The following is a 21,675-nucleotide window of genomic DNA, read 5'->3' on the forward strand; positions in this document are numbered from 1 at the left end:
GGGTCAGACTGCCTCGCCGGTCTGGACATCCAGGTCCCTGCCCTCGAAGCAGGTCCGGGTGCCGGTGTGGCACGCGGCGCCGACTTGGTCCACGCGGATCAGGAGGGCATCGCCGTCGCAGTCCAGGGCAACCGATTTGACCCACTGGACGTGGCCGGAGGTGTCCCCCTTGCGCCAGTATTCCTGGCGGGAGCGGGAGTAGAAGGTGACCCGGCCGCTGGTCATGGTGCGGTGCAGGGCTTCATCGTCCATCCAGCCCAGCATCAGCACTTCTTGGGTGTCGAACTGCTGGACCACCGCGGCAACCAGCCCGGCGCCGTCACGCTTCAGCGCGGCGGCGACTTCGGGCGCAAGCGGGCTTGTGGCGGCGGCCGGGACAATTACGGGGGCGGAGGCGGGCTGCTCAGACATCAGACCAAGTCTAGTGCCTCATCAGCGGCCCCCGAATATGCACCAACGGGCATACAAACAGTGTGTGAACAAGGGCACCTATCGGCTGGCGGTTCTGCTGCCCAACTTCGCTGCTCTCGTGCTAGTTTCACAAGTGATGCATTTCGTCGAACCGTCCCGAGAAGTCCTGGCCGAAACCCTGCTGGCGGCCGGCCCTGATGCCCCCACCCTCTGCAGAGGCTGGCGCACCAGGGACCTTGCCGCGCACCTTTACCTTCGCGAACGCAAGGCCGCCGTAGGGCTTGGCCTCATCATCAAGCGGCTGTCCAAGGCTTCGGACAAGGCCACCGCCAAGCTCGCGGCGAAGCTGAAAACCGCTGACGACTACACCGGCCTCGTGAACACCTTCCGTGGTGGCCCGCCGGCGCTGTCTCCCATGAACATCAAGGCCTTGGACGAGAGCTCCAACCTGATCGAATATTTCGTCCACACCGAGGACATCCGCCGGGCCGTGGACCGCTGGGCGCCGCGGGCCCTCGACGAGGCCTACTCGGACGCCCTCTGGGACGAACTGATCAAACGGGCAGCCATCCTTTACCGTGGCGTCGACCTTGGCATTGTGCTGGTGCGCCCGTCCGGGCCGCGGCACGTCGCCAAGCGGGCACCGGTTTCGGTGGCGATCGTTGGTGAGCCGGGCGAACTGCTGATGCACGCCCACGGCCGGACCCGCCACGCCCTGGTCACGTTCGAAGGCCAGCCCGACGCCGTCGCCCTGCTCCAGTCGGCTGAAGTCGGCCTGTAGCGAACACCGCTTTTACAAAGAACGCGGGGCCCCTTGAAGGGGCCCCGCGTTCTTTTGCGTTGGGGACTAGCGGACCTCGAAACCTGCGTCGCGGATTGCCTGCTTGACCTGGGACATCATGTTGTCGGGGCCCCAGTGGAAGATCGAGGCTGCCAGCACGGCGTCCGCACCGGCGGTCACGGCCGGCGGGAAATGAGCCGGTTCCCCGGCCCCGCCTGAGGCGATGATCGGCACTTTCACGGCTGCCCGGACCAGCCGGATCAGTTCCAGGTCGAAGCCGTCCTTGGTGCCGTCGGCATCGATGGAGTTGAGCAGGATTTCGCCGATGCCGCGGTCGGCAGCTTCCCTGGCCCACTCGATGGCGTCGATCCCGGTACCGGTGCGGCCGCCATGGGTGGTCACTTCAAAGCCCGACGGCGTGGGCTGGGACCCGGGGCGGGTCCGGCGGGCGTCCACGGACAGGACCAGCACCTGCGAACCGAAATGCCGGCTGATTTCGTTGATGACGTCCGGCCGGGCAACGGCGGCCGTGTTGATCGAAGCCTTGTCCGCGCCGAAACGCAGGAGCTTGTCCACCTCGGCAACACCGCGGACACCGCCGCCCACGGTCAGCGGGATGAAGACTTCCTCGGCCGTGCGGCGGACCACGTCGAAGGTGGTTTCGCGGTTGCCCGAGGACGCGGTGACGTCCAGGAACGTCAGTTCGTCGGCGCCCGCATTGTCGTAGCGGTGCGCCAGCTCCACCGGGTCACCCGCGTCGCGGAGCCCCTCGAAGTTGATGCCCTTCACAACGCGCCCGGCGTCGACGTCGAGGCAGGGGATGACTCGTACAGCTACAGCCATGGGGACTCCTGGAATTCTCGGGTGGGTTCTGCGGCGCGGCGTGAACCGGGCGGGACGCTCAGATACGGCAGGCGTGGATGCTGCTGACCAGGATGGCGCGGGCGCCGAGGTCGTAGAGCTCATCCATGATCCGGTTGGTTTCTTTCTTCGGAACCATGGACCGGACGGCCACCCAGTCGGAGTCGCGCAACGGTGAGACGGTGGGTGATTCCAGGCCGGGAGTCAGTGCGGCGGCCTGTTCCACGAGTTCCTTGCGGATGTCGTAATCCATCAGCACGTACTGGCGCGCCACAAGAACACCCTGCAGGCGGCGGATCAGGACTTCAATCTCCTTGGCGGTGCCGTTCGCGGCTCCACCTTCGCCGGTGCGGCGGATCAGGACCGCTTCCGATTTGAGGATCGGCTCGCCGAAGATCTCCATCCCGGCGGCCTTGAGGGTGTTGCCCGTTTCCACGACGTCGGCGATGGCGTCCGCTACGCCGAGGCGCACCGAAGACTCCACGGCACCGTCGAGCCGGACCACCTTGGCGTTGATGCCCCGCTCGGCGAGGTAGCCGCGGAGCAGTCCGTCGTAGCTGGTGGCGAGGCGTTTTCCTTCAAGCTCTTCTGCTGTGGCGAAGTCGCCCACCGGTCCGGCGAAGCGGAACGTGGACGCAGCGAAGCCCAGGGGCAGCAGTTCCTCGGCCTCCACCTCGGCGTCCAGCAGCAGATCGCGGCCGGTGATGCCGACGTCGAGCGTTCCGCGGCCGACATACACGGCGATGTCGCGGGGGCGGAGGAAGAAGAACTCGATGTCGTTGTCCGGGTCCATCATGACCAGCTCGCGTGTGTCGCGGCGCTGGCGGTAGCCCGCTTCGGACAGCATGGCGGAGGCGGCTTCGGACAGGGAGCCCTTGTTGGGGACGGCTACTCGCAGCATGGGGGTCTTTCTTGGTTGGGAGGTCTGTGGATCAGGCAAACGGGCCACGCAGGGCACGGGCGGGCATGTGTTGACCGCCGGGTGCCGCAGTGGCTACAGATGCTTGTAGACGTCTTCCAGGGTCAGGCCTTTAGCGAGCATCAGAACCTGCAGGTGGTAGAGCAGCTGGGAGATTTCCTCGGCCGTGGCCTCATCGGATTCGTACTCAGCGGCCATCCAGACTTCGGCTGCTTCCTCCACGACTTTCTTGCCAATGCCGTGGACTCCGGACTCCAATTCAGCGACGGTGCGGGAGCCTGCCGGGCGGGTGGCTGCCTTCTCACTCAGTTCAGCGAACAGCGTCTCGAAATTCTTCACGCCCTACAGCCTACTTGCTGCCGGCCCGGGGGCGCCTTTCGGGCCGCTGCATGACGGGCGCGATGTGAGCGAACACACACCGCGCCCGGCAGCTTGCTGCCATTATCGACTGCTACTTGTACTGCTTGAGGAGCACTGCGGTGGCCAGGGCTGCCGTCACTGCTTCGTGGCCCTTGTCCTCGCTGGAGCCCGGCAGGCCCGCACGGTCCAGTCCCTGCTGCTCCGTATCGCAGGTCAGCACGCCGAAGCCCACCGGCACGCCGGTGGAGACACTGACGTCCGTCAGTCCCGACGTCGCCGCCTGGCAGACGTATTCAAAGTGCGGGGTGCCGCCACGGATCACGACGCCGAGGGCCACCACTGCGTCAAAGTGCGGTGCCAGCCGCGCGGCGGCGACAGGAAGCTCGAAGGCGCCCGGAACGCGTAGTACGGTGGGTTCGCTGATGCCCGCGTCCTTGGCGGCGCGCAGGGCACCGTCCAGGAGTCCGTCCATGATCTGGGTGTGCCAGCTGGCTGCCACAATGGCCAGCCGCAACTGCGACGTTTCCGCCGGGTTGAGGGTGGTGAGGTCAATATCTGGTGCGCCGTGTCCGCTCATGCGTGAATCTGGTCCGTTCAGTTTTGGTCGTGGTCGAAGTCGTCGGCGGCGCCGCTTGGCACCGTGACAATGTGGGTGTCCAGCGTCAGCCGGTGCTCCATGCGGTCCTTTTTGGTCTGCAGGTAGCGGATGTTCTGGTCGCGGGAGGGCACCTCGGTGGGCACCATTTCCACCACCTTCACGCCGGCTTTGGCGAGCCTGTTCTTTTTGTCCGGGTTGTTGCTCAGGAGCCGGATCTCGTGGAGGCCCATCTCGGCCAGGATCTGGGCGGCCGCCTTGTAGCAGCGGGCGTCCACCGGCAGTCCCAGCTGTTCGTTGGCCTCCACGGTGTCAAAGCCCGCTTCCTGGAGGGCATAGGCCTTGATCTTGTTGGCCAGCCCGATCCCCCGGCCTTCCTGCCCGCGCAGGTACAGCAGCGTGCCGCCGAACTCGTTGATCAGCTCCAGGGCATACGCCAGCTGTTCGCCGCAGTCACAACGGTAGGAGCCGAAGACGTCGCCGGTCAGGCACTCGGAATGCAGCCTGACCAGCGGGGCAACGCCCTCCCTGGGCGGGTTGGGTGAGCTCACCGCCAGGTGCTCGGCGCCCGTGACCAGGTCTGTCCACGCCTGGGTAATGAAATCGCCAAATGCCGTGGGCAGCTGCACAATGGGACCGCCGCTCACGGGGTGGTGGGACCGGCCATTGCCGGGCGCCCCCTGATGGTGGCCGTTCTGGTGGCTGTGGTCCGATACTCCGGAAGCCGTCATCATTACTCCTCTACTTCGCCCGGGCGTCCGGCCCGGTGTCACTGTCGGCGGGTGTCCCGGCTCCTGCTTCAAGGTAGGCCACCAGATCCTCAATCGAGATCAGGGGGCACCCGTGTTCAGCAGCAAATCCCCGCAGCCCGTCGAGCCGCATCATTTCACCGTCGTCGTACACAACCTCGGCGATCACGCCCACTGGCTCCAGTCCGGCGAGCCGGCAGAGGTCCACGGCCGCTTCGGTATGGCCGGGGCGTTCACGCACTCCTCCGTTAACTGCCCGGAGCGGGAAAATATGCCCGGGCCGGGTCACGGCCGCCGGTCCGGCGCCGGGGTCGGCAAGGACGCGGGCCGTAAGTGCCCGGTCCGTGGCGGAGATTCCCGTGCTGACACCCAAGGCCGCATCGCAGGAAACGGTGTACGCCGTACCCTTCGCGTCCTCGTTCACTGCCACCATCGGCGGCAGTGCCAGGGCATCGGCGCGCTCCCCGCTCAGGGGGACGCAGATGACGCCGGAGCTGTAGCGGATGGTCCATCCCATGAGGGCAGGGGTGGCATGCTGTGCGGCGAAGATGATGTCGCCCTCGTTTTCGCGGTCCTCGTTGTCCACCACCAGGACGGGCCGGCCGGCGGCCATGGCGCGGATGGCATCTTCCACGGGGTCAAGTCCGAAGGCTGCATTGGGCACCGGGCCGGCGGACGCGGCCGGCTCCAGCCGGACGGCGGCGTTCATCGTTCGCGCCCGGTGGTTGCGCCGGTGCTGAATGCCAGCAGCCGTTCGGTGTATTTCGCGAGCACGTCCACTTCGAGGTTGACCCTGCTGCCGGTTTCCTTGGCCCCCAGGCCGGTCTCGGCCAACGTGGTGGGGATCAGCCCCACTTCGAACCAGGGCTCCGGCTCCGCGGCGGGGCTGACCACCGTGACGGTGAGCGAGACGCCGTCGATCGCGATGGAGCCCTTCTCCGCGATATAGCGGGCGAGGTTGGCCGGTACACCGAACCGGAGGCGTTCCCAGTTGCCGAGCGCCTCGCGCTCCAGCAGCTGCCCGACGCCGTCGACGTGGCCCTGGACGACGTGGCCGTCCAGCCGGCCGCCGGCGGGGACGCAGCGCTCAAGGTTCACCGAGTCACCGGCGGCAAGTTCGCCGATGGTGCTGCGGACGAGGGTTTCGCCCATCACATCAACGCTGAACTCTTTGCCCTCGATGGCGGTGGCCGTCAGGCAGACCCCGTTGACGGCGATGGACCCGCCCAGTCCGAGCCCTTCGGTGGTGCCGGGCGCGCGGAGGCGGAGCGTTGCGCTGGCATCGCCGTCCCGCTCCACGGACAGAACCTGTCCCTGTTCGGCAATAATTCCGGTAAACATCAGTAGCCTCCCATGGCTGGTTCCGCGGCAGTGCGGGATAGGTGTGGTTCAAAAGCTTCGGTTGGTTCTGGACGGAGGTGCAGCCTCAGGTCCCGGCCCAGGGTCCGGACGGCACCGCCGTCGGAGGGGTCCCAGTCCCAGTGCCGGGCATCCGCGAGGGTGGTGATTCCCAGCCCGTTGAGGGCGGGGGTTCCGGAGCCCAGCAGGGTGGGGGCAAGGTAGACAATGAGTTCGTCCACAAGCCCGGCGGCCAGGAATGAGCTGAGGATGCGTGAGCCGCCTTCGACCATGACGTGGCGGACTCCCTCCGCGTAGAGGAGCGAGAGCGCCTCCCGCGGATCCCGCGTGGCGAGGTGGAGCACGTTGCCGTCGTCACCGCGGACGGCGGCGTCTGCCGGGATGTCCCGCAGGCCCATCACGGCGCGCAGCGGCTGTTTGCCGGATGTCGCTCCGGACGCGTCGCGGGCTGTCAGCCGGGGGTTATCCACCAGCACGGTCTGCGTGCCCACGAGGATGGCGTCGATCCGCCGCCTGAGCCCGTGGTTGTCGGCGAGCGACTCCGGCGAGGAGATCCACTGGCTTGTGCCATCCTCAGCGGCGATCCGGCTGTCCAGGGTCTGGGCGATGTGCAGCGTCACGAACGGGCGCTGTGCGGCAACTCCCAGGAACCACTGACGGTTCAGCTCGAACGACTCGACCGCCGCGAGCCCGCTGCGGACCTGCACGCCGGCGTTCCGGAGGGTGGCTGCGCCGCCCGCCGCGGGGTCGTGAGGGTCGTCGACGGCGTAGACCACGTCCGTGATTCCGGCACGAATGATCGCCTGCGTGCAGGGCCCGGTGCGGCCTCTGTGGTCACAGGGTTCCAGGGTGATCACCATCGTGCAGCCGCTCAGGTCCAGCCCGGCGGCCTCAGCCTGGGTGATCGCATCGGCTTCAGCGTGGGCTGTGCCGGCGCCGCGGTGGTACCCGGTCACCAACTGGCGGCCGGCCGCATCGATCACGACGGCGCCCACCAGCGGATTCGCTCCCCGCGGGCCCTGCAGGGCTGCTTTCAGCGCTGCGTCCATGGCGGCGGTTTCGGCGGCGCTGAACGCCGTGACGTTTTCGAACCGTGTCATGGGGCAGCCACCGGTCCGGTGGCTTCGGTTCCCGGAGCATGGGAAATCCTGGCTTCAAAGAGCCATCGCAAGGGGTTCATGTGTGTTGTCGTTCCTTCCCTCTAGAACCGCGATGGCTCCGGGGGTATACGACAGCAGAAGGCTGCAGCGCATAGGGCGCCACAGATACAGCTGTACGTGCTTCTCTCATCCAGACTTTAACTGTCGGTACCGGAATTTCACCAGTTCAACCGTCCGCCGGTTCCTTCCCTGAAGGGGAAAGGACCGGCTCGCGGGTCGCGGACTATCACCGCCGGTTCGGACTTACACCGACCCCGGAGCACGTATTGTGTGTTGCTATTGTGCCATAACCACAAGGTGGCCCAGACTATTCCGCGGACGCAGCACGTAACTTTATGCTGCCGGCTTCGCGGAGCCGTCCAATGGCTGCAGCCGGGTCCTCCGCGCCGTAAACAGCCGAACCCGCCACAAAGACGTTGGCTCCTGCTTCGGCCGCCCGCAGAATGGTTTCCTCGGTGATGCCACCGTCCACCTGGAGGGCGACATTGATTCCGGAGCCGTCAATGGCTGCCCGGGCCTTGCGGATCTTGGGCAGGGTGAAGTCCAGGAACGCCTGGCCGCCGAAGCCCGGCTCCACGGTCATGATCAGGAGCATGTCCAGTTCCTCGAGCATGTCCAGGTAGGGTTCCACAGCCGTCGCAGGGCGCAGCGCCATGCCGGCCTTGGAGCCCCGGGCCCGCAGTTCGCGGGCCAGTTTGACCGGTGCAATCGAGGCCTCGGCATGGAAGGTCACGGAGGCCAGGCCTGCGTCGGCGAACCCCGGCGCCCAGCGGTCGGCGTCGGAGATCATCAGGTGGGCGTCCAGCGGAACGGGGCTGACCGCCTGGATCCGCTGGACCACGGGCAAGCCCAGGGTGAGGTTGGGAACAAAGTGGTTGTCCATCACGTCCACGTGCACGGCGTCAGCGTTGCTGATGCGCTGCAGTTCGGCTTCGAGGTTGACGAAGTCGGCGGACAGGATGCTGGGGTTGATGCAGCACTGCGGCATGGGGGAACCTTTCACGGGTCAGGCTTTCTTCCGGATGAGGGCCAGGAACATGGCATCGGTGCTGTGGATGTGCGGCCAGAGTTGCGCCGTGGAATCGTGGCCTGCGCCCAGGTTCCCGGTCAGGCTCACGCTGTCCAGCACGGCACCGGCGTCCAGCAGCTCCAAGTCATCCCGCTTCCGGAGGGCATCGCTGACCACTGCCGTGGTTTCGGCCGGGTGGGGTGAACAGGTGACATAGGCAACCACTCCGCCGGGGCGGACGGCCTCCAGCGCCGATTTCAACAGGGCACGCTGCAGCGGCCCCAGGTCCGCAAGGTCCTTGGGGGTGCGGCGCCAGCGGGACTCCGGCCTGCGGCGCAGCGCACCAAGCCCGCTGCAGGGGACGTCCACCAAGACACGGTCAAAGGATTCCGGCTGCTCAGTGCCCACGTCGCGGCCATCGCCGGTCCGGACGCGCCAGACGTCCCGGGGCACGGCGGACAGGGCCTGGCTGACGAGTTTGGCACGGTGCGGGGCCGGTTCATTCGCGAGCAGTGTGGCACCCTGGGCGTTGGCCAGAGCGCCAAGGAGGGCCGCCTTGCCTCCGGGGCCGGCGCACAGGTCCAGCCAGGTTTCGTGCGGCCGCTCTGCTCCGGGGCTTCCGGTGGGATCCAGCTCGACTGCCGCCATGGCGCGGGCCACCAGCTGGGAGCCGACGTCCTGGACACGCGTGCTGCCTTCCCGGATGGAGGCGAGGCGGCCCAGGTCTCCGCCGCTGGAGAGTGCCGAGCCTTCCACCAGTTCACCGGGGGTTGCCCCGCCCTCCAGGGCTTCATCCAGGCTGCCCAGGCCGGGCAGGGCCACGAGGTTAACCACCGGAGCTTCGTTATCGGCTTCCAGCAGGTCGTTGATTTCGGCGGCTGACCGCCCGTGGGCCACCAGGGACTGGCGCATCGCCCGAACAATCCATTCGGGGTGGGCGTACCGGAGGGACGCGATGGTGGTTTCGTCGCTTTCACCGGCAACGAGGATTTCAAGCCACTCCTCCAGGGTGTGCGCCGTGACTTTCCGCAATACTGCGTTGATCAGGGCGGAGGGTCCGGCGCCGATGACGGCGCGGGCCAGGCCCACGGTCTGATCCAGGGCGGCGTGGGCCGGGACGCGCATGGCCAGCAGCTGATGCGTGCCGATTCGCAGGGCGTCGAGAATGGCAGGGTCAAGCTGGTCCAGCGGCCGGTCAACGCAGCGGGCCAGGATGGCATCGTACGTGCCCTGGCCACGCAAGGCGCCATAGCTAAGCTCGGTGGCGAAGCCGGCGTCGCGCTTGTCCAGGCCGTGATGGCGGATGCGGGACGGGAGCACTAGGTTGGCGTAGGCGTCCTCGGCGGCTACCGCGCGCAGGACTTCAAAAGCCACCAGCCGCGCGGGGTCCGCCCGGCGGGTCCGCTGCGCAGGAGCGTTTTCGGTGAAGCTCCGCTGGGAGGGGCGGTTGCGTTCGCGGCCCTGGGCGTTCCGCTGGCTGGAATCCCGCGGCCCGCCCTTGCCCCGTCCGCTGTTGCCCCGTCCGCCGCCCGGGGCGCCGCCTCCGCTGCCGCCCGTGCCGCCTGCATTACCGCCGGATTCGCTCATTCGAAGACCACGCTTTCCAGTGTTGCCATGCCACGCGCCCAGTCAGCGGCGGCCATCATCTTTTTGCCCGAAGGCTGGATCCTCGTCAGCTCCACAGAGTGGGATCCGGTGCCCACCAGGACGCTCTTCCCGTCGAGGAATACCGCGCCGGGCCGCAGGTCGGTGTCACCTGGCCGGAGCCGGACAGGTTCGAGTTTGACGCGCTGTCCGTCCAGGGTGGTCCAGGCTCCGGGCTCGGGAGTTACGCCGCGGGCGCGCCTGCCGATCGCCAGGGCGGGCTGCTTCCAGTCGAGCCGGCCGTCATCGATGGTCAGCTTCGGGGCCAGTGAAACGTCGCCGACCTGCGGCTGTGCAGCTGCCCTCCCGGCTTCAACGGCGGACAGCGTCTGGGCAAGGAGCACGGCTCCGCTGTGGGACAGCCGCTCCAGCAGCGCTCCGGCGGTGTCCTCCGGGGCAACACCCTCGGTCAGCGTTCCGAAGACCGGGCCGGTGTCCAGACCTTCTTCCAACAGGAAGGTGACTGCCCCGGTGACGTCGTCGCCTGCCATTACGGCCCGCTGCACGGGGGCAGCGCCACGCCACGCGGGAAGCAGGGAAAAGTGCAGGTTGATCCACCCGTGCGGGGGAACATCCAGGGCGGGGCGCGGAATCAGTCCACCGTAGGCCACGATGGCGGCCACGTCCGGCTTGGTCGCGGCGATTTTCGCCGTCACGGCGTCGTCCACACGGGTGGCGTGGATGATGTCGATTCCCAGCTCGGCGGCGCGGGCGGCAACGGGCGACGGCGTCAGCACCCGTTTGCGCCCTATCGGCGCGTCGGGACGGGTCAGGACCGCAACGATTTCAAAGCCTGCCGCAATCAGTGCATCAAGGGACGGGACGGCCACGGCGGGGGTGCCGGCAAAAAGTACCCTCATGTGGTGGCGCCGCCGCCGAAGCTGGCGCCCCCGGTGCTTGTGCCCCCAAAGCTCGCGCCCCCGAAACTGGACCCGACCGTCTTGGCACGCTTCGTCGTCGTGCGTTCCGTAATGGCGTCATAGTTGGCATTGCGGATGGAACGCAGGGCCGTTTTCCGGTCCTCGCCTTCCAGCCTGTCGGTGTAGAGGATGCCGTCCAGGTGGTCCGTCTCGTGCTGGAAACAACGGGCCAGCAGGCCTTCCCCCTCCACCGCGACAGGATTCCCGTTCAGGTCAACACCGGTGGCGAGTGTGGCGCGGAAGCGGCGGACCGGGAACGCCAGGCCCGGAATGGACAGGCAACCCTCAACCTGGTCCGCCTGGAAGTCCTCGCTGTTTTCCAGGACCGGATTGATGATGTGGCCCTCCACGCCGTCGATCCGGTAGGTGAAGACCCGCTGGCTGACGCCAATCTGGGGGGCCGCGAGGCCGGCGCCGTCCACGTCCTCCATGGTTTCCGTCATGTCCGCAACCAGTCTGGCGAGCTCAGGACCGAATTCCGTCACGGGATCGGCCACTGTGCGGAGCACAGGATCACCGATAATGCGGATATTCAGAATGGCCATGTGCTGTCTTTCCTCACGGTGGGGGTTATTGGCGAACCTGTCCAGTTTAGGCGCAGGGGCACCGGTCCCGGGACTCCGGGCAGCCGGACTCCAGGCATGCGAAGTTCCGGCAGGCGTGCTCCGCTAGGCGCTGCGGACCTGTGAGGAGACGGGCGGAGCCACCGGAAGAAGCGCAGACCCGGCGGCGAGTGTATCGGCGGACAGTTCCCAGACCCGGCGCAGGGCGCAGAACTTCCACCAGTGGTGCTTGAGGACGTCGGGGTTGGCGCGGACCGGACGGACTTCGGTCTCGCCGATAGCCACCGCCAGCAGTAGCGGGTTCTCACCGTACTTCCAGGGCTCCCATTCCCCTGCCACGGCATCCACGAGGCTTTCTTCGGCCTTCATGCCGGCCACCAGTTGCATAACCACCTTGTCGTCCAGCGGCTTGACAGTGCCGTCCCGCGTGGTGCCCTTGGTCTTGTAATCAATGACGCAGATCCGGCCGTTGATTTTGGCCACGAGGTCCAGCGTCCCGGCGTAGCCCACTGACTTGTTCCAGACGGTGATTTCCGGTGCGATGGGCTCTACGCCGTAGAGGTCCCACCACTCATCGAACCGCAGGGCAAAGCCTTCCTCGCCGTTGGCCGCCAACGCCTCGCGGGTTTCCTTCATGGCGTGGGGCCGGCCCAGGGCGCGGAGCGCAACCTGCTCGCAGTAATTATGGACGCGGTCGCCGCGTTTGGCGGCCTCGTCGCGGTAGAGTTCTGCTGCTTTTGAGGCCCGGTTGACGGCTTGCCGGATTTTCGCCGGGCTGCCCAGGCAATCGGCCAGCAGCGGATCCTTCGCCAGGCTGCTGGCGCCCATGTAACCAAACCAGCCGTCCAGGCCGTGCGGCTGCTGGCCGATGACGGTGGTGATTGACGGAACGGAGAACTGTTCGGAGGTTGACCGGGCATACATGCGGCCGTATTCCGTGGCGTGGGCAAGGAGTGGATCAGTCATACAAAGACTCTTTCACAAGGGGCTGACAGAATGGCGGGCACAAAAAAGGTCCGTTTCCGCTCGGCTGAGCGGAAACGGACCAGATTCCTCGGTGGGCGATACTGGGTTCGAACCAGTGACCTCTTCGGTGTGAACGAAGCGCGCTACCACTGCGCCAATCGCCCCGATGCCTTTGAATGCTAGCCGACCGGGCGGGGTTTATGGAAATCGAGACGGGACGCCGATCGAATTACACGCCTGTAATTAGAAAAATCCCCTAGATTGCAGGGATCCAGGGGCATTGCCGCCGTTGAAGCACGTTCGATTTGGAGATTCCCTGAACCTCCTATAGAGTTCTTACTCGTTGGAACGCGAGGAAATGCCCGAAACGGCACGGATTCAGCGGCCCAAATGCGGACGTAGCTCAGCTGGTAGAGCACCACCTTGCCAAGGTGGATGTCGCGAGTTCGAATCTCGTCGTCCGCTCGCAGGACACTGTCACGGCTAAGGTTTTTCGGAATCGGAGCTTACACGGTGGGTTGGCCGAGAGGCGAGGCAGCGGCCTGCAAAGCCGTTCACACGGGTTCGAATCCCGTACCCACCTCGGTGAAAACCATGGATTCCGGTTCACGCCGGACGAAATGGGCGATTGGCGCAGCGGTAGCGCGCTTCCCTGACACGGAAGAGGTCACTGGTTCGATCCCAGTATCGCCCACCAAGCAAGGAAACTTGCTTCATGCAGTACGCCTGGCCACCGGCCAGGGTGTACTTCATACGCGGACGTAGCTCAGCTGGTAGAGCACCACCTTGCCAAGGTGGATGTCGCGAGTTCGAATCTCGTCGTCCGCTCTCTACCCCAGTAATAAATCCGAAATGGCCGGCCTTCCGGTTCCGGGCGATTGGCGCAGCGGTAGCGCGCTTCCCTGACACGGAAGAGGTCACTGGTTCGATCCCAGTATCGCCCACACACAGCAGCTCCCCGTGAGCTGCTTTTTTATTGCCCGGATACGCCGCACGGACTTTACAACATTTGTCACAGCACCTTGGCACACCCGGCAGACAGGGCTAGGATCGGTTGCGGAGGAGCGAACTGGCTCCGCGATTGAAGGGAGGTGCTCGTGGGACTGATTGACGATCTTAAGGGCAAGGCTCAGGGTCTCATCCGCGGCAACGAGCAGGCCATCAAGGACGGCATCACGAAAGCCGGCGATTTCGTCGACTCAAAGACCGGCGGTAAGTACGCCGGTCACGTGGACAAAGTCCAGGAGGGCGCTTCCAAGCTCGTTGACAAGAACGACGGAACACCCGGCGTAGCGCCTGCCACCGAGCAGACTCCGCCAGTCAACCCGGTTCCGCCGGTTGACAAGGCTCCGTAACAAGGATTTGGCCAGGGCACTGCCCTAGCACGTCAAGGGGGCGCGGGTCCCGCCGGGAGGTGGCACCCGCGCCTTTGGCGTTTAACTGACGGTCCGGCTTCCCCGGCCGATGCCTAGGACGGCTCGTGGTTCTGGCCCTCGCGGGCCAGCGCCGTCAGGCGGGACACAGCACGGAAATACTTCTTCGTGTACCCGCCGTGCATCATCTCGTCCGTGAAGAGCTTGTCGAACGGGACGCCGCTGGCCAGGATGGGCACATCCTTGTCGTACAGGCGGTCCGCCAACACAACAAACCGAAGCGCCACGGCCTGTTCGGTGATCGTCTCCACGTTGCGCCACACCACGCCGTCGATGCCGTCGATGAGCTGCCGGTAGCGGCTCGGGTGGACACCGGCCAGGTGGCCGATCAGTGAACTGAATTCGTCCTCTGCCACGGTCTTGCCGTCGAACTCAGCCCTCATCTGCGCGGCGAGCTGGCTGTTCTTCAGTGGTGCCGGGGCGGCGGGCAACCCACGGTGGCGGAAGTCCTCGCCGTCGATCCTGATGACGTCGAACTGGTCCGCCAGGACCTGGATTTCACGGGCAAAGTCGACGGCGGCAAAGCGGCCGTCGCCCAGCGAACCCGGCAGGGTGTTGGACGTGGCAGCCAGCTTCACGCCGGCGTCGGCCAGTTCACGCATCAAACGGGACATCAGCACGGTGTCACCCGGATCATCCAGCTCGAACTCATCGATGCACACCAGCTTGTAGTGGCTCAGCGCCTCGACGGTTTTGCGGAACGAAAGGGCCCCCACGAGGTTGGTGTATTCCACAAACGTACCGAAGGCCTTGGGGCCCGGGGCGGCATGCCACAGCGAGGCCAGCAGGTGGGTTTTGCCGACGCCGAATCCTCCGTCGAGATAGATCCCCGCCCTGGTAGCGACCTTCTTGGTGAAGAGCTTCTTGAACAGGCCGTCGCCGTCGCCGGCTCCAACTCCCCCGGCGAACCCTTCCAGCGCCTTGACCGCCGCCGCCTGGGACGGCTGGTTCAGGTCCGGCCGGTAGCTTGCAAAAGAGACCTGGCCGAACCGTGGGGACGGATAGAAACCTTTGAGGAGTTCATCCACCGAAACCGCCGGTGTTCGGGCGGCAAGCTGTTCGATCTGTACCAAGGTGGTCCGTTCTGCTGGTGGTTGTCCCCAGAAAGAATACCGGCAATGGCCCTGGCCTCCCCCGCGGTGGCGCCGGCCAGGGCCGCGGCGTGACGAAGGCCATATTTCCCACTGTTAACAAGGAGGCGGACAGGGCGGCCGGCCGTGGCTAGTGTTGGAGGCAGGTTTTCCTTCTACAGCATCCGCCGTGTGTCTCAGTGAAAGGCCATCACCATGTCCTACGCAGTTGAACAGAACGAGAAGTTCGCCGCCTACGCCAGCCCGGAGCGTCTGGTGTCCACCGAATGGCTCGCAGCCGCCCTCCAAGGCGGCGCCTTGGCGGACGGAAAGTTGGTGGTGGTCGAGTCCGACGAGGATGTCCTCCTTTACGAGACCGGCCATATCCCCGGATCAGTCAAAATCGACTGGCACACGGACCTTAACGATGATGTGACCCGCGATTACGTGAACGGTGAGGCGTTCTCCGCCCTGGCCGCTGCCAAGGGCATCTCCCGTGACACCACGGTGGTCATCTACGGGGACAAGTCCAACTGGTGGGCCGCCTATGCGCTCTGGGTCTTTACCCTGTTCGGCCACGAGGACGTCCGGCTGCTCGACGGCGGCCGGGACAAGTGGATCGCCGAAGGCCGTGACCTGACCACGGAGCGGACCACCCCGGCGCCCGGCGACTATCCGGTGGTGGAGCGCAACGACGCCCCCATCCGCGCGTTCAAGGAAGATGTGCTGGCACACTTCGGCAAGCCGCTCATTGACGTCCGCTCCCCCGAGGAATACACCGGCCAGCGGACCCACATGCCGGCCTACCCGGAGGAAGGTGCGCTCCGCGGCGGACACATTCCCACGGCAGCATCCATCCCCTGGGCGCGTGCCGCTGCGCCGGACGGAACGTACCGCAGCCGGGAAGAGCTCGAGGCCCTCTACCTGGGCGAGGCCGGGCTGACCGCAGGCGATGACGTGGTGGCCTACTGCCGCATCGGCGAGCGTTCCAGCCACACCTGGTTCGCGCTCAAGTACCTGCTGGGCTTTGACACTGTCCGGAACTACGACGGCTCCTGGACAGAGTGGGGCAACGCCGTCCGGGTTCCCATCGCCAAGGGTACGGAACGCGGCACGGTCCCGGCGTAAACTGGAACAGATGAGTACACATGACCTGCCTGCCGCCTTGGCGGAAATCGTGGATGACTTCCAGGCCCTGACCGAACCCGATCGGCTTCAGTTGCTGCTTGAGTTCTCGCGCGAACTGCCGGAGTTGCCTGACCGGCTGAAGGACCACCCCGAGCTCCTGGAGCAGGTGGTGGAATGCCAGTCGCCGCTGTTCCTGGCCATCGAGACGGAAAGGAACGACGCCGGACCTGCCGACGCCGTTCGGCTCTACTTCAAAGCGCCACCGGAAGCCCCCACCACGCGGGGTTTCGCCGGTGTGCTCCACGAGGGCCTCGACGGACTCAGCGCCGCTGAAATCCTGGCGGTGCCGGACGACATGCCAGAGCTGCTGGGGTTGACGCGGGCCATCACACCCTTGCGGATGCGCGGCATGACGGCGATGCTGGGACGGATCAAGCGCAAGGTCGCCGCAACGTCCCGGTCCGCGTCCTGATCCCCTGATCTCCTGACTCCGGATCGGAAACTGAACGCCTTGGGACACAAAAGTTCTTCAAACGGAACGCCGGCCACAGCCGCACTGGCTGCAGCCGGCGTTCCTTTTGTGCTGCATCCGTATGCCCACGATCCTTCAGCGGCCAGCTACGGCACGGAAGCCGCCGGAGCCCTGGGCATCGCTCCGGAGACGGTCTTCAAGACCCTCATGGTGGAAGTGGAGGGCCGGCTGGCCGTGGGGGTTGTGCCGGTCAGCGGAAACCTTGACCTGAAGGCATTCGCGGCCGCCCTGGGCGCCAGGAAGGCTTCGATGGCAGATCCTGCGGCTGCTGAACGCCGCACGGGCTACGTCCTGGGCGGGATCTCGCCGCTGGGCCAGCGCCAGTCATCACCCACGGTGGTGGACAGCAGCGCCCTCAATCTGGGAACGATGCTGGTTTCCGGTGGCAAACGCGGCCTGGACGTTGAGCTTGCGCCGGCCGACCTCATCCGGCTGACGTCCGCGGTGACAGCCGCCATCGGCACCCGCACGCCTTAGCGGTTCTGCCCCGGATTAAGACGCGGAGCCAACTGGGGCCGAAGCCACGCCTTGATCAGGTTCTCCCAGCGCTCGGGATCGACATTCCACTCCTTGGTATGCCTGGCGTGGTTGAACGTTTCGAATGTGACCATGTCTGGATTCCGCTCCGCCAGGAGCGCGGAGGGTTCATAGGGAACGTACTCGTCATCAACGCTGTGGATGATCAGCGTGGGCGTCCGGACTTCGACGGCGCGCGCCACCCAGTCCATGGCCTTGAGGTCCACGGGCGCGGCAAGGCCGGTGAGCCTCCGGCCCACGGGGTGGCCCAGCATCAGCTGCCCGTAGCGGCCCACGAGGGACGGAATGCGATTGATCTGCGCATGGTGGGCCAGCACATTGACCCAGTTGATAACGGGCGCGTCCAGGACCATGGCCCGGATCAGTTGACGGTGAGGCGAGAGATCGGCCGTCTGCAGGCAGATGGCGCCGCCCATGGACCAGCCGAAGAGGACAATTTCCTCGGCGCCGTGGGCCAGGGCGAACTCGATGGCCGCCTCCACGTCATGCCATTCCGTGGATCCCAGGCCGTACCGGCCATCCTCGGCCGACGGCGCCAACCCGTCATTGCGGTAAGAGACCAGCAGGCTGGTGAGCCCCAGTTCGAGGGCGGGGCCTACGGCACGGAGGGCCTCCTGGCGGGTGGCCCCGCGGCCGTGAACCATGACTGCCCAGGTACGGGCAGGTCCGCCGGCCCGGACCAGCCACGCCGGTGCTGTGCCGCCGTCGACGTCTATGTGCACGTCCTCCGCCGCAAAGCCGGCGGTGGCGGGATCCGGGTAGAGCGCACCGCTCCACCATCCGCGGCGGGCCGTATCAAGATCGCCGGTATAGACGGCTTCCACTTCGCGCAGGACCGTGCCGTCCGCCGGCGAATAGGACACGATCCGCCCGATCCGGGCGTGCCCCTTCCCGCCGTCGAAAAACAACCCATAGACGCCCTCCACAGTCGTCTCCGGAGTGGCTGTCAGGATGACCTGGCGGCCGCCTCCTTCCCGGAGCACGGCGAGGACTTCCTGGTCCGCCGTCCGCTGCCGGACGGGAGTGATCACACGCCGGGCAAAATAAAGCGCCAGCGCGGAGGAGCCGGTGGCCAGCAGGCCTGCAAGGGCCCCGCCGCCAATGACGCCGCCGAGCGCCCATTTGGCGCGCAGCGACATGCGGCCATCGGCCTGGGTCGGAACTGCCGCCGTCAACGTGGAGGTGCGCGTGGAAGGTGCCATGGAACCATTCTTACTGCCGCAGACGCGTTGACCATATTCCGTCCGGCACGTGGCATCGGAATTCTGCCGGCTCCGGGGACGCCGCGCGCATGACACCGCAACCGCTGTGCGGCCCAAATGGATGCAGGCGCCGGTGCGCACGACTAGGCTGATGCCATGAGTGATCCAATCGTCATCCTGACCGAAGAACCCCTGGGCGCGGACGACCGCGTCAACATAGAACGCCTGGTGGACGGCCAGGACACTCCCCTTGTCCTGCTGGTTCCAGGGAACACCGAACGGCATCTGCTGGTGGATTTCCTTGAGAATCTCTCCCTGCTGGACGTTGCTAAGGCGTTCCGCGAACTGACCGCCCACGCCCCGGACCCCACCGTTGAACGGGCCGAGGCCGCAGAGACGCTGGCCGTCTCGCTGGCCGCCTTGGAGGGGCTGGGCGCTGGGGTATCGGGCGAGGTTGTGGACGGCGGGGCGGTCAACGGCCTCGTTGCCAAGGTCAAGGAACTCGGCGCAGCCCAGGCAGTGGTGATCACGCGTCCTCACGCAGTTGCGGATACGTTCCACACGGACTGGGCCAACAAAGCCCAGGACCAGTTGGGGCTCCCCGTGCTCCACCTGTATGCCGGTTCGGGATTTATCGGCGACTCCTGAGCGTTGAGCTGACTATGAGCATCTTTGGTAAGAGCATCTTCGAGAACAAGGCCACGGATTCCGTCCCCGGTCCGGCCGCCGACGCCGCCGCTGCGGAACCCGTCTACCGGAAATCCGACGCCGAGTGGCGGCAGGAACTCACACCGGAGGAATACCACGTGCTGCGGCAGGCGGGCACGGAGCGCCCCTTCACCGGCGAGTACGTGGACACCCATACGGAGGGTGTCTACCAATGCCGCGCCTGTGGCACCGAGCTCTTCCGGAGCAACGAAAAATTCGACTCGCATTGTGGCTGGCCGTCCTTCTGGGCACCGCTCGCCGAAGGCACCGTCCGTTACATCCACGACCGGACGCTCGGCATGAAGCGGGTGGAGGTACGGTGCGCGCACTGTGATTCACACCTGGGCCACGTATTTGAGGGTGAAGGCTACGGCACGCCCACGGACCAGCGCTTCTGCATCAATTCGGTGTCCCTGAAACTGGTGCCGCGCGGCGCGGCGGGGGACGAACCCACGGAGTCCTGAGTCCGCCAGCCGTGGCTCCGCCTACATCTGGCGGAGCCTCGAGGCGCCTCGAGCCCGAGAGTATCTTATGCTCAGGCTCGATTTGAGTTAGAGACTCTGGTTGCTTGCTACGCTCGCCGTAGATGCCCCAAGCAATGAGAAAGGCAGTCGCACCATGACCGTCACCGTGACCGTGGCCCCTACGAGGATCACCGCCGAAAATCCCGCCTGGCTCCGCCTCAGGAGCGCCGCCGAATCCCTGCAGGCACTGCAGGTCCAGGACGGCTCCGTGCCTGATGCCGGCCATCACGCCGAGGCAACCCTGCAGGTTGCCGCCATCACGGAGTCGCTTGCCGAACTGGCACCGCTGTTCCCGCACGACGCGACCTACCTTGACGCCGTCGTCGCTGATTTCCAGGCGTGGGCCACGGCTGGATTCGCCGTCCCGGACTTCCTCGCATCGCTGCTGGCGTTCCAGCCCCAGCTGCAGCGCCAGGATGGCCTGCAGCATGTTGTCATCTTCCCCATGTACACCCAGAACGGAAGCAGCAGCCGGCTGGTGGAAGCCGTTCTGATCGAAGTCATCTGGCCCGATTTTGTGGCCGGCCTTGAGGCCGGGGACTATTCCAACAAGCTCTTTGTGCCCATCCGGTTCCTGGACTTCACCCACGGCTACAACACCAACTCGGCGGTACTGTTCCCCGAAACCGTTGCTGTCCGGGCGACACCCACCTTCACCTGGGGCGCGATTTTTGCGGACCGCGAAGCTGCCCGGTTCCGCCGGGTCCTGCGCGCGGCCGCAGACATCACCTCCCTGGATCTGCCCGCGGGCGCCGAGGAACTCCTGGCCGACCAGGAGCTGACCGAGGCCACGTTTGTGATGTGGGACCTGATCCATGACCGCACCCACATGCGCGGCGACCTGCCCTTTGACCCGTTCATGATCAAGCAGCGGATGCCCTACTTCCTGTATTCGCTGGAAGAGCTGCGCTGCGACCTCACCGCCTTCCGGGAATCCGTCCGGATCGAACAGGACGAAGACGCCGGGCCGGACGCACGCCGGCACGCGAAACTGGTGCAGTACGCCATCATCTTCGACCGGATCTTCCGCTTCGCGATCACCGGCAACCGGGTGCGCAACTACGACGGCCTTGGCGGACAGCTGCTCTTTGCCTGGCTGCACCAGCACCACGTCCTGCACTGGACCGACAGCCGGCTCAGCATCGACTGGGACCAGGTGGCGGACGCGGTGATCGCCCTCGGCGCCTCGATCGACGAGCTCTACTGGCGCTCCATTGACCGGCCGAAAATGGCCCATTGGCTTGCCGCGTACCAGCTGATCTCCAACACGGTCACGCCCAACCCCGCATCCGTGTGGGCCAAAGGCCCGGACGCGCTTCCCGTTGCCGGTCCGCCCCGCGGCCTCACGGACCAGGTGCTGGACGACGAATTTCCGCTGTCCATGTTCTACGAAGCCTTGGAGAAGAAAATGCGTCCGGTCATCGAATCCACCGCCGGCATCACCGGAGCGTCCGCGCTGTGAGCGAACCCGGCGCCCCGCACGTTGTACCTGTTCCGGATAATGCCCTCGGGCTGAACGTCCTGGTCACCGGCGGCAGCGGACCGTCCGGGATCGCGGTGGCCCGGGCATTGTACCAGGCGGGGTTCCGGGTCTTCACGGTCGGCTCGGACACGACGCGCATCCACGCTGCTGCGAGGCAGGCGGGCGACGGCGTCACTCCCCTGGTGTGCGACCTTGCGGATCTCGCTGACGTCCAGGCCCTCCGGAAGACCCTGACGGGCACGGCAGGTCTGATGGACGGGGTCATCCACCTCGTCGGCGGCTGGCGCGGCGCCAAGGGCATCACGGACCAAAGCGACGCCGATTGGGACTTCCTGGAGCGCGGCGCCATCACCACGCTCCGGAATGTGTCCCGGGTCTTTTACGGCGACCTGGCCGCCGCCGGAACCGGACGGTTTGCCATGGTGTCCTCCATCGCGGTGGACAAGCCCACGGCGGCGACGGCCAGCTACGTGGCGGCAAAGGCTGCCGCCGAGACCTGGACACTGGCCATGGCGGAGGGGCTGGCCCGCACGGCCGCGGATGAGGGCGCCGCCTTGCGCGGCGCCGCCGTCGTCCTCGTGGTGAAAGCCCTGGTGGACGACGAACTCCGGAAGGCGCACCCGGAACGGACATTCCCAGGCGCCACCGACGTCGAGGACCTGGCCGCCGCCGTCGTCGGTCTGTTCAGCCGCCCGGCAGCCGAACTGAACGGCCGGCGCCTGCTCCTGGCCCCCTGACCGCAAATCCCTGACCGCAACCTC

General features: G+C 66.2%; 25 protein-coding genes, 6 tRNA genes and 1 riboswitch. Of the genes, 14 read left to right on the top strand and 17 right to left on the bottom strand.

What is annotated here, in order from left to right:
• Window positions 1–3: 3 nt before the first annotated feature.
• Entirely contained in the window at window positions 4–411 is a 408-nt protein-coding gene (gene hisI, locus MUN23_RS00095) for a phosphoribosyl-AMP cyclohydrolase (protein WP_248761502.1), read from the bottom strand.
• A gap of 136 nt (window positions 412–547) precedes the next feature.
• On the opposite strand from hisI, the gene MUN23_RS00100 reads away from it, so the two are divergent.
• Complete coding sequence (locus MUN23_RS00100; protein ID WP_058932697.1) at window positions 548–1,192, top strand: TIGR03085 family metal-binding protein; 645 nt, start codon at window positions 548–550, stop codon at window positions 1,190–1,192.
• Window positions 1,193–1,258: 66 nt separating this feature from the next.
• Here MUN23_RS00100 and hisF read toward each other — a convergent pair whose 3' ends face one another.
• The 14 genes from hisF to MUN23_RS00170 form a co-directional block, all read right to left on the bottom strand.
• Entirely contained in the window at window positions 1,259–2,035 is a 777-nt protein-coding gene (hisF, locus tag MUN23_RS00105) for an imidazole glycerol phosphate synthase subunit HisF (RefSeq protein ID WP_248761503.1), read from the bottom strand.
• Between the two features lie 58 nt (window positions 2,036–2,093).
• On the bottom strand, window positions 2,094–2,954 hold the full coding sequence (hisG, locus tag MUN23_RS00110) for an ATP phosphoribosyltransferase (protein WP_248761504.1): 861 nt from the start codon (window positions 2,952–2,954) through the stop codon (window positions 2,094–2,096).
• Window positions 2,955–3,047: 93 nt separating this feature from the next.
• On the bottom strand, window positions 3,048–3,311 hold the full coding sequence (locus MUN23_RS00115) for a phosphoribosyl-ATP diphosphatase (protein ID WP_056345618.1): 264 nt from the start codon (window positions 3,309–3,311) through the stop codon (window positions 3,048–3,050).
• 112 nt (window positions 3,312–3,423) lie between these two features.
• The gene (ribH, locus tag MUN23_RS00120; RefSeq protein WP_160670188.1) at window positions 3,424–3,909 is read right to left on the bottom strand and encodes a 6,7-dimethyl-8-ribityllumazine synthase; all 486 of its coding nucleotides are present in this window, start codon (window positions 3,907–3,909) and stop codon (window positions 3,424–3,426) included.
• A 17-nt stretch (window positions 3,910–3,926) separates the two neighbouring features.
• Complete coding sequence (gene ribA, locus MUN23_RS00125) at window positions 3,927–4,658, bottom strand: GTP cyclohydrolase II (RefSeq protein WP_248764186.1); 732 nt, start codon at window positions 4,656–4,658, stop codon at window positions 3,927–3,929.
• Between the two features lie 10 nt (window positions 4,659–4,668).
• Window positions 4,669–5,385, bottom strand: coding sequence for a 3,4-dihydroxy-2-butanone-4-phosphate synthase (gene ribB / locus MUN23_RS00130; protein WP_248761505.1), 717 nt, complete (start codon window positions 5,383–5,385; stop codon window positions 4,669–4,671).
• Window positions 5,382–6,017: a riboflavin synthase gene (locus MUN23_RS00135; RefSeq protein WP_248761506.1), complete on the bottom strand. Its 636-nt coding sequence runs from the start codon at window positions 6,015–6,017 to the stop codon at window positions 5,382–5,384. Before MUN23_RS00135 ends, ribB begins: the two co-directional genes overlap by 4 nt.
• On the bottom strand, window positions 6,017–7,135 hold the full coding sequence (ribD, locus tag MUN23_RS00140) for a bifunctional diaminohydroxyphosphoribosylaminopyrimidine deaminase/5-amino-6-(5-phosphoribosylamino)uracil reductase RibD (protein ID WP_248761507.1): 1,119 nt from the start codon (window positions 7,133–7,135) through the stop codon (window positions 6,017–6,019). Before ribD ends, MUN23_RS00135 begins: the two co-directional genes overlap by 1 nt.
• Before the next feature lie 173 nt (window positions 7,136–7,308).
• Window positions 7,309–7,462, bottom strand: a riboswitch (FMN riboswitch).
• Window positions 7,463–7,502: 40 nt separating this feature from the next.
• A complete protein-coding gene (rpe, locus tag MUN23_RS00145; RefSeq protein WP_248763945.1) occupies window positions 7,503–8,183 on the bottom strand; it encodes a ribulose-phosphate 3-epimerase in 681 nt (226 codons plus the stop codon).
• 18 nt (window positions 8,184–8,201) lie between these two features.
• Window positions 8,202–9,791, bottom strand: a complete 1,590-nt coding sequence (locus MUN23_RS00150; protein ID WP_248761509.1) for an RsmB/NOP family class I SAM-dependent RNA methyltransferase — start codon at window positions 9,789–9,791, stop codon at window positions 8,202–8,204.
• A complete protein-coding gene (gene fmt, locus MUN23_RS00155) occupies window positions 9,788–10,708 on the bottom strand; it encodes a methionyl-tRNA formyltransferase (protein WP_248761511.1) in 921 nt (306 codons plus the stop codon). The genes MUN23_RS00150 and fmt overlap by 4 nt, the downstream gene beginning before the upstream one ends.
• Window positions 10,705–11,313, bottom strand: coding sequence for a peptide deformylase (def, locus tag MUN23_RS00160; protein WP_248761513.1), 609 nt, complete (start codon window positions 11,311–11,313; stop codon window positions 10,705–10,707). The genes fmt and def overlap by 4 nt, the downstream gene beginning before the upstream one ends.
• Before the next feature lie 123 nt (window positions 11,314–11,436).
• Window positions 11,437–12,297: a cytochrome gene (locus tag MUN23_RS00165; protein WP_248761514.1), complete on the bottom strand. Its 861-nt coding sequence runs from the start codon at window positions 12,295–12,297 to the stop codon at window positions 11,437–11,439.
• 92 nt (window positions 12,298–12,389) lie between these two features.
• Window positions 12,390–12,461 (bottom strand) — tRNA-Val (locus MUN23_RS00170).
• Between the two features lie 228 nt (window positions 12,462–12,689).
• On the opposite strand from MUN23_RS00170, the gene MUN23_RS00175 reads away from it, so the two are divergent.
• The 6 genes from MUN23_RS00175 to MUN23_RS00200 all read left to right on the top strand — a co-directional run bounded on the left by MUN23_RS00175 (window position 12,690) and on the right by MUN23_RS00200 (window position 13,652).
• Window positions 12,690–12,762, top strand: a tRNA-Gly gene (locus MUN23_RS00175).
• 47 nt (window positions 12,763–12,809) lie between these two features.
• Window positions 12,810–12,880 (top strand) — tRNA-Cys (locus tag MUN23_RS00180).
• Between the two features lie 39 nt (window positions 12,881–12,919).
• Window positions 12,920–12,994 (top strand) — tRNA-Val (locus MUN23_RS00185).
• Window positions 12,995–13,052: 58 nt separating this feature from the next.
• A tRNA-Gly gene (locus MUN23_RS00190) sits at window positions 13,053–13,125 on the top strand.
• A 44-nt stretch (window positions 13,126–13,169) separates the two neighbouring features.
• Window positions 13,170–13,241: transfer RNA gene (locus MUN23_RS00195), tRNA-Val, on the top strand.
• 153 nt (window positions 13,242–13,394) lie between these two features.
• Window positions 13,395–13,652, top strand: a complete 258-nt coding sequence (locus MUN23_RS00200; protein WP_248761516.1) for an antitoxin — start codon at window positions 13,395–13,397, stop codon at window positions 13,650–13,652.
• Between the two features lie 113 nt (window positions 13,653–13,765).
• Here MUN23_RS00200 and zapE read toward each other — a convergent pair whose 3' ends face one another.
• Window positions 13,766–14,803, bottom strand: coding sequence for a cell division protein ZapE (zapE, locus tag MUN23_RS00205; protein ID WP_248761518.1), 1,038 nt, complete (start codon window positions 14,801–14,803; stop codon window positions 13,766–13,768).
• 213 nt (window positions 14,804–15,016) lie between these two features.
• Here zapE and MUN23_RS00210 point away from each other — a divergent pair, with 213 nt between their 5' ends.
• The 3 genes from MUN23_RS00210 to ybaK are packed head-to-tail and all read left to right on the top strand — an operon-like array spanning window position 15,017 to window position 16,937.
• Entirely contained in the window at window positions 15,017–15,928 is a 912-nt protein-coding gene (locus tag MUN23_RS00210) for a sulfurtransferase (RefSeq protein WP_248761520.1), read from the top strand.
• Window positions 15,929–15,938: 10 nt separating this feature from the next.
• Window positions 15,939–16,400: a SufE family protein gene (locus tag MUN23_RS00215; RefSeq protein WP_248761521.1), complete on the top strand. Its 462-nt coding sequence runs from the start codon at window positions 15,939–15,941 to the stop codon at window positions 16,398–16,400.
• Window positions 16,401–16,439: 39 nt separating this feature from the next.
• Window positions 16,440–16,937 carry a Cys-tRNA(Pro) deacylase gene (gene ybaK, locus MUN23_RS00220; protein ID WP_248761522.1) on the top strand — a complete coding sequence of 166 codons (498 nt, stop codon included), beginning with the start codon at window positions 16,440–16,442 and terminating at the stop codon, window positions 16,935–16,937.
• Here the strand turns inward: ybaK and MUN23_RS00225 are convergent.
• Window positions 16,934–18,136: a S9 family peptidase gene (locus tag MUN23_RS00225; RefSeq protein ID WP_248763946.1), complete on the bottom strand. Its 1,203-nt coding sequence runs from the start codon at window positions 18,134–18,136 to the stop codon at window positions 16,934–16,936. The genes ybaK and MUN23_RS00225 overlap by 4 nt on opposite strands.
• 219 nt (window positions 18,137–18,355) lie before the next feature.
• Here MUN23_RS00225 and MUN23_RS00230 point away from each other — a divergent pair, with 219 nt between their 5' ends.
• The 4 genes from MUN23_RS00230 to MUN23_RS00245 all read left to right on the top strand — a co-directional run bounded on the left by MUN23_RS00230 (window position 18,356) and on the right by MUN23_RS00245 (window position 21,651).
• A complete protein-coding gene (locus MUN23_RS00230; protein WP_248761523.1) occupies window positions 18,356–18,847 on the top strand; it encodes a hypothetical protein in 492 nt (163 codons plus the stop codon).
• Window positions 18,848–18,861: 14 nt separating this feature from the next.
• Window positions 18,862–19,371 (top strand): peptide-methionine (R)-S-oxide reductase MsrB, encoded by a 510-nt coding sequence (msrB, locus tag MUN23_RS00235; RefSeq protein ID WP_248761524.1) that lies wholly within the window; start codon window positions 18,862–18,864, stop codon window positions 19,369–19,371.
• Window positions 19,372–19,525: 154 nt separating this feature from the next.
• Window positions 19,526–20,893, top strand: coding sequence for a DUF6421 family protein (locus tag MUN23_RS00240; RefSeq protein ID WP_248761525.1), 1,368 nt, complete (start codon window positions 19,526–19,528; stop codon window positions 20,891–20,893).
• A complete protein-coding gene (locus tag MUN23_RS00245) occupies window positions 20,890–21,651 on the top strand; it encodes an SDR family oxidoreductase (RefSeq protein ID WP_248761527.1) in 762 nt (253 codons plus the stop codon). The genes MUN23_RS00240 and MUN23_RS00245 overlap by 4 nt, the downstream gene beginning before the upstream one ends.
• The last annotated feature ends 24 nt before the right edge of the window (window positions 21,652–21,675 follow it).

It is taken from the genome of Pseudarthrobacter sp. SSS035 (assembly GCF_023273875.1).
In the GTDB taxonomy this organism is placed as follows: Bacteria; Actinomycetota; Actinomycetes; order Actinomycetales; family Micrococcaceae; genus Arthrobacter.

Bases quoted from the DNA above. Each gene is read 5' to 3' on its own strand.
- MUN23_RS00210 (WP_248761520.1), top strand. From the start codon at position 15,017: ATGTCCTACGCAGTTGAACAGAACGAGAAGTTCGCCGCCTACGCCAGC.
- hisG (WP_248761504.1), bottom strand. From the start codon at position 2,954: ATGCTGCGAGTAGCCGTCCCCAACAAGGGCTCCCTGTCCGAAGCCGCC.
- hisI (WP_248761502.1), bottom strand. From the start codon at position 411: ATGTCTGAGCAGCCCGCCTCCGCCCCCGTAATTGTCCCGGCCGCCGCC.
- hisF (WP_248761503.1), bottom strand. From the start codon at position 2,035: ATGGCTGTAGCTGTACGAGTCATCCCCTGCCTCGACGTCGACGCCGGG.
- MUN23_RS00100 (WP_058932697.1), top strand. From the start codon at position 548: ATGCATTTCGTCGAACCGTCCCGAGAAGTCCTGGCCGAAACCCTGCTG.
- fmt (WP_248761511.1), bottom strand. From the start codon at position 10,708: ATGAGGGTACTTTTTGCCGGCACCCCCGCCGTGGCCGTCCCGTCCCTT.
- ribD (WP_248761507.1), bottom strand. From the start codon at position 7,135: ATGACACGGTTCGAAAACGTCACGGCGTTCAGCGCCGCCGAAACCGCC.
- MUN23_RS00230 (WP_248761523.1), top strand. From the start codon at position 18,356: ATGAGTGATCCAATCGTCATCCTGACCGAAGAACCCCTGGGCGCGGAC.
- MUN23_RS00150 (WP_248761509.1), bottom strand. From the start codon at position 9,791: ATGAGCGAATCCGGCGGTAATGCAGGCGGCACGGGCGGCAGCGGAGGC.
- MUN23_RS00225 (WP_248763946.1), bottom strand. From the start codon at position 18,136: ATGTCGCTGCGCGCCAAATGGGCGCTCGGCGGCGTCATTGGCGGCGGG.
- def (WP_248761513.1), bottom strand. From the start codon at position 11,313: ATGGCCATTCTGAATATCCGCATTATCGGTGATCCTGTGCTCCGCACA.
- rpe (WP_248763945.1), bottom strand. From the start codon at position 8,183: ATGCCGCAGTGCTGCATCAACCCCAGCATCCTGTCCGCCGACTTCGTC.
- MUN23_RS00215 (WP_248761521.1), top strand. From the start codon at position 15,939: ATGAGTACACATGACCTGCCTGCCGCCTTGGCGGAAATCGTGGATGAC.
- ribH (WP_160670188.1), bottom strand. From the start codon at position 3,909: ATGAGCGGACACGGCGCACCAGATATTGACCTCACCACCCTCAACCCG.
- msrB (WP_248761524.1), top strand. From the start codon at position 18,862: ATGAGCATCTTTGGTAAGAGCATCTTCGAGAACAAGGCCACGGATTCC.
- ribB (WP_248761505.1), bottom strand. From the start codon at position 5,385: ATGAACGCCGCCGTCCGGCTGGAGCCGGCCGCGTCCGCCGGCCCGGTG.
- MUN23_RS00240 (WP_248761525.1), top strand. From the start codon at position 19,526: ATGACCGTCACCGTGACCGTGGCCCCTACGAGGATCACCGCCGAAAAT.
- MUN23_RS00135 (WP_248761506.1), bottom strand. From the start codon at position 6,017: ATGTTTACCGGAATTATTGCCGAACAGGGACAGGTTCTGTCCGTGGAG.
- ribA (WP_248764186.1), bottom strand. From the start codon at position 4,658: ATGACGGCTTCCGGAGTATCGGACCACAGCCACCAGAACGGCCACCAT.
- MUN23_RS00165 (WP_248761514.1), bottom strand. From the start codon at position 12,297: ATGACTGATCCACTCCTTGCCCACGCCACGGAATACGGCCGCATGTAT.